Source organism: Streptomyces sp. NPDC002690, from assembly GCF_053592415.1.
On the sequence record NZ_JBSFVR010000031.1, the window covers coordinates 24,064 to 38,239 of the forward strand.

Consider the following 14,176-nt stretch of genomic DNA (forward strand, 5'->3'; position numbering starts at 1 on the left):
CCCTCAGATGCCGCCCACGATGCTGGGCGGCACCACCAGATGACGGGCCCGGTGTTCCAGGACGAGCGCCTGCGGCATCGTCGTGGACACCGCGTCCGAGGCGCACCGCCCGCACGACGGGACCGTGGCGGGCACGTGCGGGGTGTGCTGGTTGGCGATGTGCTGGGAGAGCCTGATCTGCGTGGTGATCACCTGGTCGAAGGGGTCGCAGTCGATGCCGGGACCCACCTCCTCCCGGGCCGCCGCCGCGAGTTCGGGCGCCTCTCTCATCCGCCGGTACAGGGTCACGCAGTCCCCGCAGTCCCACATCCAGGGGGGCGGGAGGGGCCATTTGTCGGCTTCGTCGGCGTCGAGATCGTCCACGGCGACCACGCTAGCGCCCACCGGCCGCGAGCGGTGCGTAATGAGTCATTTACCCACCGCTCAACGCCGTCCCCCCAGGAACCGCGGGGCAGCCTTGAGCGGTACGGCTCCGGAGCACCGGCCGCCCGCCGCCGGGGACCCGCCCCCGGCTTCGGGCGATGCCGAGGTGGTGCTTGAGGGGTCGGCCCCTCGTAGTCGTGCCAAAAGAGTCCCGCCCGGCGCAGCTCCGGCACCACACCACGGGTCAACAGGTCCAGCCCCTCCGGCAGATGGCTGTGCGAGAGGACGAAGCCGTCCGCCGCTCTCGCCCGGAAGAGCCCGGCCGGCTCGGTGGCCACCTGTTCGGGGGTGCCGGTGAACCCGAGGTGCAGGCTGTTCTGCCGGTGCTCGACCGCCAACTGCCGGACGCTCCGCCCGTGATGGGTACGCAGCCAGGCGGCGCCCCGCTGGTACCGCTCGTCGCGGAGCGCGGCGCGAAGGAGGACCTGACCGCCTTCGCGGACCTCCCTCACCAGCACGGGAAGAAGATCCGGTCGACCAACCCGCTCGAAAGGCGGATGCGTTTCCGCCATGCGGCACACCGGCGGCGCGGGACCGGATCACCGGCGTCAGAACACCAGCCCGGGGTCCGAGGTGATCTCCACGACGCTCCACGGTTCGTAGGGCAGGGCGGCGAGCCCGTCACGCAGCGCCCGCCGCACCCGGTCCTCACCGTCGAGGTCCCAGCTGCCCGGCGGCACCACGAACGCGACCTCCACGTAAAGCTTCTGGCCCACCTTGCTGGTACGCAGGACCGGGGCGGGGAGCCCTTCGGCGGCGCGCACCCGCTCCACCACCTCGCCGACCCGAAGCCGCACCGCCGGATCGGGAGCGGACTCCAGCAGCTCGGACGCGGCCTGCCGGAGCATCCGCACGGGCAGCGCGCCGAGCAGCGCGCAGCTCAGCAGGACCAGCACCGAGTCGGCGTACGCCTTCGCGCCGCTCCACACCGTGGTGCCCAGTACCAGCGCCACCACCCCGCCCACCGCGATGAGGAGGCTGGTCACGGCGCCCGCGAGCCAGACGGTCGACTCCGTGCGGATCAGGTCCGACCGCGGGCAGCGCCGCGACAGATGGCCGTACGCCGCCAGGCACGCCAGGCCGGTCACCGCCCCGTACACGGCCAGGCCCGCCGCCGCCACCTCGGAGCCGCCGTCCAGGATGACCCGGACCGCCTCCACCGCCGCGTAGACGAGCGTCCCGAGCAGCGCGATGCCCTGTACCCCGACGACCACCGGCACGAGCGTCTCCCGCCCGAACGGGAAGCGCCGCGTCGGCCCGGCCGCGGCGATGCGCGAGGCGCGGAGCGCGAGCCAGGAGAGGCCGATGCCGAGGACGGTGTAGACGCCGTCGAGCAGGATCACCTGCGACCCGGCGACGAGCCCCCATGCCAGTCCCGCGACCGCGAGCGCGACCGAGACCGCCATCGAGACGCGCAACGCGCGCTGCTCCTGCCGCGCCGTCTCCGCGGACGGCCCACCGTCTTCCACCCCCTCATGCTCGCGGGGGCCCGTCAGGGGGGCAACCGGACCTCCGGGCACCCTCCGTACCGGTGTCGCCCGGCCGGGCGCCCCGGGCGGGCCGTCCTGCCCACCCGGGGCGCGACCGGGCCCGGCCCCTCGGAGTTTCGGCCATCTCCCGTCACGCCCGACCCCTTGTGCCGCACGGGTGGATGCATCCCGCACGCATGTACGTCCTGGTGCCCTGCCGTACGGGTCCGACCGAAACGCACGCGTTCGGCGCCCCCGCTCTCCTCGTTGAGCCTCGTGCCACGGCCGGACCGGCCGCCGCGAGAAGCACCGGACACCGCACGCCGTCCACGCACGAGGAGCGATCTGTGGCATACGCGAGGGCCGACTGGTCCGCACACTTCAGCGAAGGGCGCGGTTTCGCGCGGCTCGGGGAGGACGAGAAGAGGCTCCTCGCCGAGCACGTCCCGGCGCCCGAGGGCGGCGGTCGCGCCCTGGACGCCTGCTGCGGCACGGGCGAACTCGCGGTGTTCCTCGCCTCGTCGGGCTACACGGTCGATGGTGCCGACTTCGCCGAGGGCGCCCTCGAACGCGCCCGGACGGAGCACGCCGGAGTCCCGGGGGTGCGCTGGCTGCATCTGGACATCGAGCACGACGACCTGGCGGGGCTGCACGAGGACGGCTACGACCTGGTGACGTTCCGGTTGTCCGTCGCCTTCCTCCGCGACCGATCCCGCGTCCTGCGCGCTCTCGGCGCACGGCTGCGCGCGGGCGGCGCGCTCGTCGTCGTCACGCCCCTCGCCGACGACACCCCCGGGGAGCAGCGCGCCACCGCCTTGGACGAGGACGAACTCTCCCTCCTCGCGGACGGCTTCGAGGAGAACGCCCGGTTCGACGCGGGAGGCCTGGCGTTCCTGGTGCTGCGACGGCCCGGCGGCACGTACGCCGCGACGGAGAAGGGGGTGCCGGCACCACAGGCGGTCGTCGGCGCCGCGGTGGTGGTCACCGATCCGTCCGGGAGGGTGCTCCTGGGTCGCTCGACCCGGGGCATGTGGGAACTGCCAGGTGGCCGGGTGGAGACGGGCGAAGCCGTGCCCGCCACGGCCGTACGGGAGCTGGCGGAGGAGACGGGGCTGTCCGCGCGCGAGGAGGACGCCCACGTCCTGGCGGTTCTCCACGACGACCGGGCGGACGTGCGCCGCATCACGTTCGTGGTCCGCGTGACCGGCTGGGGCGGCGAGCTCGGCCTGCCCGAGCCGCACCGGTTCACCCGCTGGGAGTGGCACGACCCGCACACCCTGCCCACGCTGGGAAGACTCTTCGCGCCCTCCGCCCAGACGCTGCACGCCGTGTGGCCGGGCGTGCTGCCAGGGCTGGTACCCGTCCACACCTACCCGTGCGCCCCCGCCGTACCGCTTGCGCCCGCCCAGCCTCTCCGCCCCGCGGAGCCCGTCCCTGCCGCCGCCCGTCCCCTCTCCCCCACCGAGACCGGAGCGTCCATGACCACCACCACATCCCCCTCGGGCCCGGCCGAGCTGCCCGGCCCGGCGTTGAGCGACGAGGAGTACGGGGCCCTGCGCGCCTCGGCCGCTCTGTGGGCGGGTACCTCCGTACTGATCACCAACCGGCTCGGGCAGGTCCTGGTCCAGAGCGTCGACTACCGGGCCACGCGCCTCCTGCCGGGCGGTGCCGTCGACCGGGGCGAGTCGCCCGCGCACGCCGCCGCGCGCGAGCTGATGGAGGAGCTCGGCGTCGTCGCCGTGGTCGACCGGGGTCTTGCGGTCGACTGGGTGTCCGCCGACACCGTCGGCGCGCCCGCGATCATGCGGTTCCCCGGCGAACTCCTGCACGTCTTCGACGGCGGCACGTGGGACGAGGGGCGGATCGCGGAAATCCGCCTGCCCGACAGCGAGATCACGGGAATCGAGTTCGTCGAGCCCGCCCGGCTGCCCGACCTGCTCTCCCCGCACGACGCCCGCCGCGCCCTCGCCGCGCTGCGCGCCCGGATCAACGGTTCCGGCACGGTCCTCCTGGAGAACGGCCGCCCGCTCGCCCCCACGGTCCTCGACCGCCTAGCCGTCCTGGGTACCGCCCGCGCCGAGGAGCGCCACCCGTGGCGCCCGAGCACGACCCCGCCCCGGCTGCACGCGGCCGAGGCCCGTGGGTGGCTCTTCGCGCCCGACGGCCGCGTACTCGTCCTTCTCGACCCCGCCACCGGCGCCGCCCGTCTGCCGGGGGCAGGGAGCGCGGCACAGGACGGAGGAGACCCGGTGGCGACCTTGCGGCGCGGGGCCGGCGACGAGGCGGCGGCCAGGATCGGTACGCCCCTGCTCCTCGGTCACCTGACGGCTCCCGCAGGGCAGCCCGGCCGGCTGCGGTACGCCGCGACGCTCGACGGTGTCGGCCCCGCGCCCACCGGTCAGGCCGCCGGCCCCGTGCACACCCGTGTCCTGGCCACCCCTGAGCAGGCGGCCGAACTGTTCGACTGGGGCCCGCCCGCCGCCGAGCAGCTCGCCTCCGTCCACCGGGCCCGCCGCCGCCTCGGCCTCCCCGAGGCCGCCCGCCGCCCGGTCACCGAACTCACGGGCCCCACCGACTGGTGAGGGAGAGGGCTCGCCGGGGAGTGCGGCTCACGTCACCGCGCGTACCACCCGCGGGATCGCTCCGGGGCGCCGTAGCGTAGTCCTCGCGGACCGGTCCGGTTCGTGCCGGTACGGAACAGCGTGAGGCCCCACCCGCGAATCCTCGAGAAAAGGCTCCTGCCCCGCGATATCGCAGGTCAGGAGCCTGAGTGGCAGACGAGTCGGGCTGTACGCCGGAGACAGTCACCGTAACGCTATGACCTGCGCAAACGTGCAGGGATACTATTTCCTTGGCTACTTTGGTGGCTACGCGACAAGACGTATCCGTCCGGATCGGCCCCGGACGGAGACGTCGCCGCTCCCGAGGTCAGACGGTCTGCTCGATGCGATCGAAGATGTCCGTGTCCGTCTCCTGCTGCCAGGTCGGCAGGTCGGCCCAGTCTGCGACGTATCCGGGCTTGGGGTCCTCGAAGTGCTTGAACATCTGGGCGGTCCAGCAGATCGCGACGAATCGGCCCTTCTGCTCACGGGTGAGCCGGGCCGCTTGCCCGTCGCTGACCTGGATGAAGTCGCGCACCTGCCCGTACACAGCGGCGGCGGCTTCGCGCTCCCACTCCGGCGTCTCGTCCCACGGTGTGACGTAGCCGGGCTTCGGCTCGCCGGGATAGTGCTTGTTCACACCGTCGATCCACGCCTCGCGGAAGATCCGGCCGTCGTTCATGCGCGTTTCCCTCTCGTCATGCGGTGCGCGTAAGCGCCGCGATTCGGTGATCAAGAGTCGAGACTCGATCATCGGACATGAGCGGGGCAAGACGCCCCCGAAGCCCGTCCAGCTTCTTGCCGATGAATCCTGAATTCGACCGGTCGGCCAGTCCGAGTGCTTGCTCCGCGTAGTGCACGACCTGGTCGATGTCCCGTCTGTGCGCCCCGAGCACGGCGAGGTCGCTCAGAACAGCAGCGCGGCGACGCAGGGACAGAGGCTGGGCAAGGGCTGCGGCGAGCGCTTCCTCTGCGAGATCGGGGCGGCCGAGTTGGAGGTAGCAGGCCCCTCTTTCCTCTGCCAGGCGGGAGCCGTCGAAGCGGAGCCAGCCACCGTTGTGCGAGTGAACGCCGTCGAGGGCGTGCACTTTCTCAGCTTCGTCCAGAGCCCGGTTACACGCGTCGAGATCGCCTACGGCCGCGTACGCCTGCGCCTGGACGGCCGCGACCCAGTGACGGGTAGAGAGAGTGTCGTCGCCGCTCCGGGCGATGCGGAAAGCCGCCGCGAGCAGGGGCTGGGCAGCATGTGCGCGGCGCGCGTACAGCTCAACGTACGCGTGGCGGGTCATGGCACAAGCCCACAGGTCGTGGTCACCACCGGCGTGGGCCGCGTTGGCGGCCAGTGTGTAGCAGTGCGCGGCGTCGGTGTACCGGTTGGCGTCGAAGAACAGCTCACCGACGAGCTGGTAGAGGTCAGCCGTCATCCGACACAGTCGGGACCGATCCGCAGCGATACGGGTCTCGGTCAGCCCCTTCGCCATCGCATCGAGCTGTGTGCGCACCGCGGGGAAGACGACCTGCTTCGAGTCCGACAGCGCGTAGACCTGCCAGAGGCTGCGATGCAAGGCGTCCCCCGTCTCCAGGAGCATCGATGCAGCCCGCCCGCGGGCGGCCTCGCCGGAATCGGGAAGAGCGACCAGCGCACCCGTGACGGCAAGCAGACCCAGGACTTCGCGGCGCTTCATGTCGTCATCATCACCGTGGAGAAGGGGTGGAGCAGCGGAGAGCCTGGCTGCCTCGGCCTGCTGTTCTTCTGAGATAAGGGCCTCCAGCTCGGGGAGGGTCACTCCCAACAGCTGTGCGATCTTCGGCCGTTGGTGGGGGCGCGGGGTGGCGCGACCGCTTTCCCAACGGACCACGGTGGACGCGGCCGCCGAGAGCGCCTCTGCGAATTCCTCCTGAGAGTAACCCCGGGCCGCACGCCGTTCCGCAAAGTGCTTCCGTCTCGACGTCATAGATCTCCCCTCACGAGAACCCTTCCACGCACTCATGCCCGCCACGCGCCAACGCCTGGAAAACGCCCGGGTATTGCGCGAGCTTCGCTCTGGGAGAAGGTAACGGATCGTCGTTCACTGGTGACACACCGCTCGGAGGCCTCGGAAGTCGAAGGGCACTCCGAGCGACTCCCCACGGAGAGGAGAGACCGCGTGACGACCTCCGGACTGCCCCGCAGGAACCCTGCCGCCAGTGGCCGTACGTACACGCCGCCGGAGCCCCGGCCGGGCGCGCCGAGCCGGGCTCTGCGGGTACGGGCGGCCGGCGGCTGGGAGAGATTCATGCGCCGCTCCGAGGCCCGGCAGGAGCCGGAGGAGTGAACCCTGTCGGTTCCGACGACTACGAGCACCACCCGCTCCTGGACACCCGTGTCCGTGACATCGCCTCGCGTGGGGAGGGCGTGCTCGTCGCCGTCACACACGAGCTCCACAGCCACGGCACGGTCCGCATCGCGCACATCCGACCTGCGTCCGGAGTCGAGTGGACGACCGCGGCCGACAACATCCAGGCCGCTCTCCCCTGAGGCGCCGCCCACAGATCGCCGTCCGTGCCCTCTGGTGCAGGTGGTTTCCTGCACCGCACCCTCAACCCAAGGAGCCTCATGACCACCTCTGTCACACTCCCTTCCCCCACGCGGCCGTGGGGCGCGAGCCGACTCGCGCCCTACCCGACGGTCATCCGTCGACCCCACGCCACGGTCGCCATCGACCCCACGACGCAGCTCGGGGTGTTCCGCGACCGCGTCGGGCAGGTGGTCGACATGGGCAAGCACGGCACCAGCTCCGGGACCGAGACCTCCACGACGACGAACTCGGACTCCAAGAACGACCAGGGCCACGACCAAGACAGCAATCAGGACTGATGGCCATGACCGAGGAGAGGCCGGTTCTGGTGGTCACCGAGGCGGACGACGTCACCGCCGACATGGTGATCACCGAACTCAACCGGCGCGATGTGCCGGTGGTCCGGTTCAATCCCGCCGACATCGGTGAGGACCTCATGATCTCGGCTCGGTTCGGCACCTGCCCGGCCTCTGTGGTCGGGCAGGTGCGCACCCCGTCGAGAACCGCTGATGTGGCTCAAGTCCGATCGGTGTACTGGCGCCGCCCGGAATGGCCTACGTTCCCCCACCTGTCCGCCGACGACTCACGATTCGCGGCGGCGCAGGTCCGCTACGGACTCGGTGGCACCCTCTACGCCTTGGGTGGCCCCCTCTGGGTCAACCACCCTCTGCGCATTGCCGCAGCCGACTACAAACCCGCTCAGCTCGCTCTCGCCCAGCAACTCGGCTTCAACATCCCGCCCACCCTTGTCACCAACGACCCGGACGAGGCTCGCGAGTTCGTCCACGCTCAGGGACAGGCGATCTTCAAGACGCTGCGATGGACCCCCTATGCGCGCGACAGCGTACCGGTGACCGGCTGGGCGGACCCGGTCACCGCCGCCGAGATCGACGACAGCGTTCGGGTCGCCCCCCACTTGTTCCAGGCTCGTGTGAACAAGGTCGCCGATGTCCGCGTGCTGATCGCCGGTCAGCATGCATTCGCAGTACGCATCGACTCCGACCTCCTGGATTGGCGCAAGGACTACAGCGCCCTGACCTACACCGTGGAGCACCTTCCCGACCGTGTGGCCAAGGGCCTGCATGCCTACCTGAACCGACTGGATCTGGTATCGGGGAGCTTCGACCTCGCGGTCGACCGCGTGGGGGACTACTGGTGGCTGGAACTGAATCCCAACGGACAGTGGGGATGGCTGGAGACCGAGACCGGCCTCCCTATGTCCGCTGCCTTCGCCGACCTACTCGCACAAGGAGACCGTCGATGACCGACCCTGCATCCGAGCGACGCCGCATGGCGACCGTGCTCATGAGCGAAGGTGTACTGAAATCCCCCTGGCTGCGTGCGGCCGTCGAGGTCGTTCCCCGTGAGCTGTTCCTCCGCTCGGGAGTCTTCCTGGACGACGGGCGGACCTGGCGGCCCGTCACCGCCGCCGACACGGACCCGGACGAGTGGCTGAAGATCGCATACAGCGTCGACACCCTCACCACCCAGCTCGACGGCCACCTCACCGCCGACCAGGCCGACGAATCCGTCGTGGGTGTGCCCACGTCGTCCTCGACCGACCCGGCCACCGTCGTCGGGATGATCGAGACCCTGGACCTCACGACGGGCCACCAAGTCCTGGAAATCGGCACGGGCACCGGCTACTCCACCGCCCTGATGTGCCACTACCTCGGCGAGGACGACGTCACCACGGTCGAGGTCGACGCACAGGTGGCCGCACGCGCCGACGCCGCCCTCGAAGCCGCCGGCTTCTCGACGTGGACAGTGACGGGCGACGGGCTCCTGGGCCACCCATACCGGGCGTCGTACGACCGGGTCGTCGCCACCTGCGCGGTCCGTCGCATCCCGTACGCGTGGATCAGGCAGACGAGACCCGGAGGCGTCGTCCTCTGTACGGTCGGCTCGTGGCCATGGGGAACCGGCCTCGCGAAACTGACCGTTGGCGATGACGGCACCGCCGAGGGCTCGATCGTCGGGCGCTCCTCCTTCATGCAGGCGCGGGCCCAGGCAGTGACTCCCACAGCCGGCGATCTCTCCGCCCGGGCCGCGTACGCGGACGGTGAGCGGCGTACTCAGGTGTCTCCTCTTGCCCTGGAGGAGTGGATGCCCGCCTTCCTTGCGCAGTTGGCAGCGCCCGGCGCCCAGTTCGTCCGCGCGACGGGTGGTGACGGGTCGCCCTTGCGGTACCTGTTCGATCCGGAGAGGGAGTCGTTCGCCGAGTTCCTCGTCGACGACGAGAACTGGACCGTCCGCCAGGGCGGCCCGGTGGCCCTGTGGGACGACGTGGAACATTCCCTCGTCGCCTGGCGGGACGCCGGGGCGCCGGAGATCGACTCCGTACGGCTCCGCGTGACGCCCGAGTCCCACCTGTACTGGATCGACCAGGCCCCTTCCCTGCGATGGGAGCACCGGATCACCTGACCTACTACGCTCGGGTCATGGACGACGAACCGCTCGCGGAGTGGGCCGAGCGCCGGGACGCGAGGATCGGGCAGCTCCGTGCCGTACCCCTCGTGACCGGCGACGGCCCGCGGGCATCGCATCTGAACCCCGACGCTCCCCGCGCGATCCAGCGGTGGAACGGCCATCTGTGGGAGGCGTACGGCTTCGCGGCGAACCTCGCGGAAGCACGGCTCATCCTGTTTCCCCACGCCGCGGCCGCTCCCGTCCCCGCCCCTGAGGCAACACCGAAGCTAGGCTCCGGGACCGGCAGACATCGGAAGCCTCCGACGCCCCGATAACTCGGCGGGAGAGTGCGGGAGGGTAACGGCCCGTGCCATACCGCTGAAATCTGCTCCTGACCGGTAGACCACCGACGGCAAAATGACGCCCGTGAGCAACGACATATCCGATGCCCCATGGGCCCAGCGGGTGTATCCGATGTGGCTGGCCCGCGACACTCGCTACGCTCTGGCCGCTCTGAATGCCCTGATCGCCTGCGCGCAGAACACTCCGGTCCCGCCGGCCGCCTGGGTCTGCTTCGGCCTGCCTCGCCCCACCGCCGCGGAGTGGCAGGTAGGCACCAGCCCACGTTCCCGACTTCTCCCATGCGCTTCATCAACGTAGCGGCAGGAACGATTCAAGTCGCCGGCGCGGACGTGGATCTGCGTTTCATGGCCGAGGAACTTCAGCGACTCCTGAGCAAGATCGAGGAGCCTGAGCCCTCGGCGGTCGGACTCCCCGCCGACATGGTGGCCTGGCCGGCCACCTTCCCCTTGCTCCGATCGTCCCGCTCGACGTGCCCGCGCAGAACCCTGGTGGCATGAGAGCCTGGCTTGACGAACAGAGTTCCACCGCCCCCGAGACCGCAATGGGGGACACCGAGGTGTGGACACATGGCGTGGAAGGCCTCCCCGGCCCAGCCGATACCCACGCCAAGCCGCCCGACGTGGCTACCTTCATGGCTGCCTTCGTAGCGGTGAGGTCCGGTTTGGACCGGTACGCACAAGAGTGAGGCGACACCCACGATTCCACGGAAAATGGCCCCTGACCTGCGGTATCGCGGATCAGGTCCCTGAGTGGCAGACGAGTCGGGCTGTACGCCGGGTTCTGTCGCCCGGTCGCCTCGCGGCGGCCGGGGAGACGGCCATCCATCTAGGACCGGCATTGCTGCCGGCCTCCTGCGGTCTACCCGCGAACTCGGGCGGGCCGCCCTCGAACGTTCGCGCAGGGCCGTCTTGCGACGGTCCTTCTTGACCTTGCTCCGGGTGGGGTTTACCTAGCCGCCTGAGTCACCTCAGGCGCTGGTGGTCTCTTACACCACCGTTTCACCCTTACCCGGGACCTGGGTCCCGGGCGGTCTGTTTTCTGTGGCACTGTCCCGCGAGTCACCTCGGGTGGCCGTTAGCCACCACCCTGCCCTGTGGAGCCCGGACGTTCCTCGGGGAGATCCGAAGATCCCCACGCGGCCGTCCGCCCGGCTCGTCTGCCGTGCCGCCATCGTACCCGGCGCGGAAGGGCCCCCGCCTGCGGCTCCTCGCCGTTCCGGCTCGCGGGCTCATCCGGCGAAGGCTGCGAAGGCGGCGATGCCCTTCGTCCAGGCGCCGCCGGGGTCGACCTCCGGCGGGAAGCGGCCGTTCAGTTCGAGGACGACCATGCCGTGCGCGAACGCCCAGGCCGCCCTGGCGCGGTCCGCGTCGCCGGCGACGGCCCGGTAGAGGGGGGCTGCGGCCTTGCGGCGGTCGGGGACGAGGGCCGGGAGGTCCGGGCGGCAGCCGGTGGCGAGCAGGTAGAGGTGGGGGTGGGCCAGCGCGTACGCGCGGTACGCCGTGGCCAGCACGGGGAACGAGCCGGGCGCCGACGCCTCGGCGGCGGTCAGCACGGCCGCCGTCTCGCGGTACATCTCGGCCGCCATGGCCACCACCACGGAGGACTTGTCGGGGAAGTACTTGTACAGGGACGAGGCACGGAGCCCCACCCGGTCGGCCAAGCGCCGCATGGTGAGGGCCTCGGGGCCCTCCTCCTCCAGCAGGGCTCGGGCGGCGGCGACGATCTGCCGGGGGCGGCCGGTGGCGGGGCTGCCGGTGGCGGCGCGGACGGCGAGGTCGGTCACGCGGATAACCCTTCCTGGCCCCGGAGGGTCCGTGGCCGAAATCGCGATCGTACGAGATCCGGCCGAGCTGGCTGAAAGGAGCCCCTCCCAGGCTTCGGGCGGCCGGGGCGGACGTCGGCCCGGCCGCCTCCCCCGGCCCCGTAACCTGGTTCTTCCGCCCCCGTACGAAGGAGAACCGCCGTGCTCGTGCTGTTGCCGCCCTCCGAGGGCAAGGCCGCCCCGGGGCGCGGGGCACCCCTGAAGCCCGAGTCCCTGTCGTTGCAGGGGCTCGCCCCGGCGCGTGCGGCCGTGCTGGACGAGTTGGTGGAGCTGTGCCTGGCCGACGAGGAGAAGGCGCGCGGGGTGCTCGGGCTCACCGAGGGGCTGCGCGGGGAAGTCGGCAAGAACACGGAGCTGCGTACGGCTCCGACCCGGCCGGCCGGCGAGATCTACACCGGCGTGCTCTACGACGCCCTGGATCTGGCCACCTTGGACGCGGCGGCCCGGCGGCGGGCCTCGGCGTCACTGCTGATCTTCTCCGGCCTGTGGGGCGCGGTGCGGGTGAGCGACCGGATTCCGTCGTACCGCTGCTCGATGGGCGTGAAGCTGCCGGGCCTCGGCTCGCTCGCCGCGCACTGGCGGGCGGCGATGGAGCAGGTGCTGCCCGAGGCCGCCGGTGAGGGCCTCGTCCTGGATCTGCGCTCCTCCGCGTACGCGTCGGCGTGGAAGCCGAAGGGCGAACTCGCGGGGCGCACGGCGAGCGTGCGGGTGCTCCACTCGCAGCTGGTCGACGGGGTCGAGAAGCGGTCCGTGGTCAGCCACTTCAACAAGGCGACGAAGGGCCGCATGGTCCGCGACCTGCTGGAGGCGGGCGCCGCCCCGGAGAACCCGGAGCAACTCGTGGAGGTGCTGCGCGGCCTCGGTCACGTGGTGGAGGCGCAGGCACCGGCCCGTGCGGGGCGGCCGTGGTCGCTCGACGTGGTGGTGACAGAGATCCACTGACGGCGGCCACTGACGGCGGGCCATGACGGAGTGCCCTGGCGGAGCGCCCTGGCGGAGCGCCCTGGCGGCGGGCCATGACGCGACGACCGTTGCATCATGCGCAACGGTCGTTGCAGGGAGTGCGGGACGGCGGCAGGATGACGCCATGACCTCCCCCGCACCCGCCGTCGCCACCGCGTCCGTCGCCCCGTCCGTGTCCGTGCTCGACCTCGCCCCCGTCGTCCCCGTCGTCGTACTGGAGGACGCGGCGGACGCCGTACCCCTCGCCCGGGCGCTCGTCGCGGGCGGCCTTCCGGCGATCGAGGTGACGCTCCGGACCGCGGCGGCGCTGGACGCGATCGGGGCCATCGCGCGCGAGGTGCCGCAGGCGGTGGTGGGCGCGGGCACGGTGATATCCGCGGCGAACGTGACAAAGACGGTGGCGGCCGGGGCGCGGTTCCTGGTCAGCCCCGGCTGGACGGACACCCTGCTGGCGGCGATGCGGGCGTCCGGCGTGCCCTTCCTGCCGGGGGTCTCGTCCGCCTCCGAGGTGGTCGCCCTGCTGGAACGCGGGGTCACCGACATGAAGTTCTTCCCGGCGGAGGCGGCCGGCGGGACCGCCTACCTCAAGGCGCTTGCCGCGCCGCTGCCGCAGGCACGGTTCTGCCCCACCGGGGGCATCTCGGCCGCCTCGGCCCCGCACTATCTCGCACTGCCCAACGTCGGCTGCGTGGGCGGCAGTTGGATGCTTCCGAGCGAGGCGATCGCCACGAAGGACTGGGCCCGGGTGGAGCGGCTGGCGGCGGAGGCGGCAGCCCTGCGCGGCTGAGGCCGGGCACCGGCCCGCCCCGAGCACGGCCCGCCGCGGGGACGGCGGGCCTACCGCAGGTACGAGGTGTCGTTGAAGAGGCGTACGGACGCGTTGCCGTCGCCGTAGTACGCGACCTCGCAGAGGGACGCGGCGGCGAGCTCCATCCGGAACATGGACTCCGCCGGTGCGCCGAGCGCCAGCCTGATCAGGGTCTTGATCGGCGTCACATGGCTGACCAGCAGAACGGTACGCCCGGAGTACGCGGCGGCCAGCCGGTCGCGCGCGAGGGCCACCCGATCGGCGACCTCCACGAAGCTCTCGCCGCCGCCCGTGGGCGCGGCCTGCGGGTCGGTGAGCCAGGTCGTCAGATCGGAGCCGTACCGTTCACGCACCTCCGCGAAGGAGAGACCCTCCCAGGCACCGAAGTCCGTCTCCCGCAGCCCCTCGTCGACCGTCACGCCGAGGCCGAGGCGGTCCGCCACCGCGCCCGCCGTCTCGCGGCACCGGCGAAGCGGTGAGCTGACGATCTCCTGGACCGTGCCGAGGGCCGCGAAGTGCGCGGCGGCACGTCCGGCCTGTTCCCGGCCGGTCGCGGAGAGCTCGGGGTCGGTGCCGCCGCTGCCGGAGAATCGCTTCTCCGGGGTGAGGGCGGTCTCTCCGTGCCGGAGCAGCAGGAAGGTGGCGGGGGCGCCCATGTCCGGGGCGGCTGCCCAGCCCACCCGGGGCGTGGCGGCGGTCGCCTCGGAGGTACGGCCCACCGCGGCGGGAACGGCCGCGGAGCCGGTACGGGCGGCGGCGAG

General features: G+C 71.7%; 16 protein-coding genes and 1 other RNA gene. 10 read left to right on the top strand and 7 right to left on the bottom strand.

Going from position 1 to position 14,176, the window contains the following annotated elements:
• Window positions 1–3: 3 nt before the first annotated feature.
• Together ACWD3D_RS07230 and ACWD3D_RS07235 are read right to left on the bottom strand one after the other, a co-directional pair.
• A complete protein-coding gene (locus ACWD3D_RS07230; protein ID WP_451459925.1) occupies window positions 4–363 on the bottom strand; it encodes a hypothetical protein in 360 nt (119 codons plus the stop codon).
• 608 nt (window positions 364–971) lie between these two features.
• Entirely contained in the window at window positions 972–1,892 is a 921-nt protein-coding gene (locus ACWD3D_RS07235; RefSeq protein WP_451459926.1) for a cation transporter, read from the bottom strand.
• A gap of 347 nt (window positions 1,893–2,239) precedes the next feature.
• On the opposite strand from ACWD3D_RS07235, the gene ACWD3D_RS07240 reads away from it, so the two are divergent.
• On the top strand, window positions 2,240–4,474 hold the full coding sequence (locus tag ACWD3D_RS07240; RefSeq protein ID WP_451459927.1) for an NUDIX domain-containing protein: 2,235 nt from the start codon (window positions 2,240–2,242) through the stop codon (window positions 4,472–4,474).
• Between the two features lie 346 nt (window positions 4,475–4,820).
• Here ACWD3D_RS07240 and ACWD3D_RS07245 read toward each other — a convergent pair whose 3' ends face one another.
• Both ACWD3D_RS07245 and ACWD3D_RS07250 read right to left on the bottom strand, forming a co-directional pair.
• Window positions 4,821–5,174, bottom strand: coding sequence for a hypothetical protein (locus ACWD3D_RS07245; RefSeq protein WP_451459928.1), 354 nt, complete (start codon window positions 5,172–5,174; stop codon window positions 4,821–4,823).
• 16 nt (window positions 5,175–5,190) lie between these two features.
• Window positions 5,191–6,483, bottom strand: coding sequence for a helix-turn-helix domain-containing protein (locus tag ACWD3D_RS07250; protein WP_451459929.1), 1,293 nt, complete (start codon window positions 6,481–6,483; stop codon window positions 5,191–5,193).
• A 156-nt stretch (window positions 6,484–6,639) separates the two neighbouring features.
• Between ACWD3D_RS07250 and ACWD3D_RS07255 the strand changes: the two genes are divergently transcribed.
• From ACWD3D_RS07255 to ACWD3D_RS07285, 7 genes are all read left to right on the top strand, one after another.
• On the top strand, window positions 6,640–6,807 hold the full coding sequence (locus tag ACWD3D_RS07255; protein WP_451459930.1) for a hypothetical protein: 168 nt from the start codon (window positions 6,640–6,642) through the stop codon (window positions 6,805–6,807).
• Entirely contained in the window at window positions 6,804–7,010 is a 207-nt protein-coding gene (locus ACWD3D_RS07260; RefSeq protein WP_451459931.1) for a hypothetical protein, read from the top strand. Before ACWD3D_RS07255 ends, ACWD3D_RS07260 begins: the two co-directional genes overlap by 4 nt.
• A 78-nt stretch (window positions 7,011–7,088) precedes the next feature.
• A complete protein-coding gene (tgmA, locus tag ACWD3D_RS07265; protein ID WP_451459932.1) occupies window positions 7,089–7,349 on the top strand; it encodes a putative ATP-grasp-modified RiPP in 261 nt (86 codons plus the stop codon).
• Window positions 7,350–7,354: 5 nt separating this feature from the next.
• Window positions 7,355–8,314 carry an ATP-grasp ribosomal peptide maturase gene (gene tgmB, locus ACWD3D_RS07270; RefSeq protein ID WP_451459941.1) on the top strand — a complete coding sequence of 320 codons (960 nt, stop codon included), beginning with the start codon at window positions 7,355–7,357 and terminating at the stop codon, window positions 8,312–8,314.
• A complete protein-coding gene (gene tgmC / locus ACWD3D_RS07275; protein ID WP_451459933.1) occupies window positions 8,311–9,474 on the top strand; it encodes an ATP-grasp peptide maturase system methyltransferase in 1,164 nt (387 codons plus the stop codon). Before tgmB ends, tgmC begins: the two co-directional genes overlap by 4 nt.
• Before the next feature lie 17 nt (window positions 9,475–9,491).
• Complete coding sequence (locus ACWD3D_RS07280; protein WP_451459934.1) at window positions 9,492–9,794, top strand: DUF6087 family protein; 303 nt, start codon at window positions 9,492–9,494, stop codon at window positions 9,792–9,794.
• A gap of 306 nt (window positions 9,795–10,100) precedes the next feature.
• Complete coding sequence (locus tag ACWD3D_RS07285) at window positions 10,101–10,319, top strand: hypothetical protein (RefSeq protein WP_451459935.1); 219 nt, start codon at window positions 10,101–10,103, stop codon at window positions 10,317–10,319.
• A gap of 256 nt (window positions 10,320–10,575) precedes the next feature.
• Here ACWD3D_RS07285 and rnpB read toward each other — a convergent pair.
• Both rnpB and ACWD3D_RS07295 read right to left on the bottom strand, forming a co-directional pair.
• Window positions 10,576–10,977: RNase P RNA component class A (gene rnpB, locus ACWD3D_RS07290), an RNA gene on the bottom strand.
• 73 nt (window positions 10,978–11,050) lie between these two features.
• A complete protein-coding gene (locus ACWD3D_RS07295; RefSeq protein ID WP_451459936.1) occupies window positions 11,051–11,605 on the bottom strand; it encodes a TetR/AcrR family transcriptional regulator in 555 nt (184 codons plus the stop codon).
• 180 nt (window positions 11,606–11,785) lie between these two features.
• Here ACWD3D_RS07295 and yaaA point away from each other — a divergent pair, with 180 nt between their 5' ends.
• Together yaaA and eda are read left to right on the top strand one after the other, a co-directional pair.
• Window positions 11,786–12,586: a peroxide stress protein YaaA gene (gene yaaA, locus ACWD3D_RS07300; RefSeq protein WP_451459937.1), complete on the top strand. Its 801-nt coding sequence runs from the start codon at window positions 11,786–11,788 to the stop codon at window positions 12,584–12,586.
• 145 nt (window positions 12,587–12,731) lie between these two features.
• The gene (eda, locus tag ACWD3D_RS07305; protein WP_451459938.1) at window positions 12,732–13,394 is read left to right on the top strand and encodes a bifunctional 4-hydroxy-2-oxoglutarate aldolase/2-dehydro-3-deoxy-phosphogluconate aldolase; all 663 of its coding nucleotides are present in this window, start codon (window positions 12,732–12,734) and stop codon (window positions 13,392–13,394) included.
• Window positions 13,395–13,444: 50 nt separating this feature from the next.
• On the opposite strand, the gene ACWD3D_RS07310 is transcribed toward eda, so the two are convergent.
• A partial coding sequence (locus tag ACWD3D_RS07310) for a histidine phosphatase family protein (protein ID WP_451459939.1) occupies window positions 13,445–14,176 on the bottom strand: 732 nt, incomplete at its 5' end.

Coding starts and splice junctions, on each gene's coding strand:
- ACWD3D_RS07245 (WP_451459928.1), bottom strand. CDS start 5,174: ATGAACGACGGCCGGATCTTCCGCGAGGCGTGGATCGACGGTGTGAAC.
- ACWD3D_RS07250 (WP_451459929.1), bottom strand. CDS start 6,483: ATGAGTGCGTGGAAGGGTTCTCGTGAGGGGAGATCTATGACGTCGAGA.
- tgmA (WP_451459932.1), top strand. CDS start 7,089: ATGACCACCTCTGTCACACTCCCTTCCCCCACGCGGCCGTGGGGCGCG.
- tgmB (WP_451459941.1), top strand. CDS start 7,355: ATGACCGAGGAGAGGCCGGTTCTGGTGGTCACCGAGGCGGACGACGTC.
- tgmC (WP_451459933.1), top strand. CDS start 8,311: ATGACCGACCCTGCATCCGAGCGACGCCGCATGGCGACCGTGCTCATG.
- ACWD3D_RS07280 (WP_451459934.1), top strand. CDS start 9,492: ATGGACGACGAACCGCTCGCGGAGTGGGCCGAGCGCCGGGACGCGAGG.
- ACWD3D_RS07285 (WP_451459935.1), top strand. CDS start 10,101: ATGCGCTTCATCAACGTAGCGGCAGGAACGATTCAAGTCGCCGGCGCG.
- eda (WP_451459938.1), top strand. CDS start 12,732: ATGACCTCCCCCGCACCCGCCGTCGCCACCGCGTCCGTCGCCCCGTCC.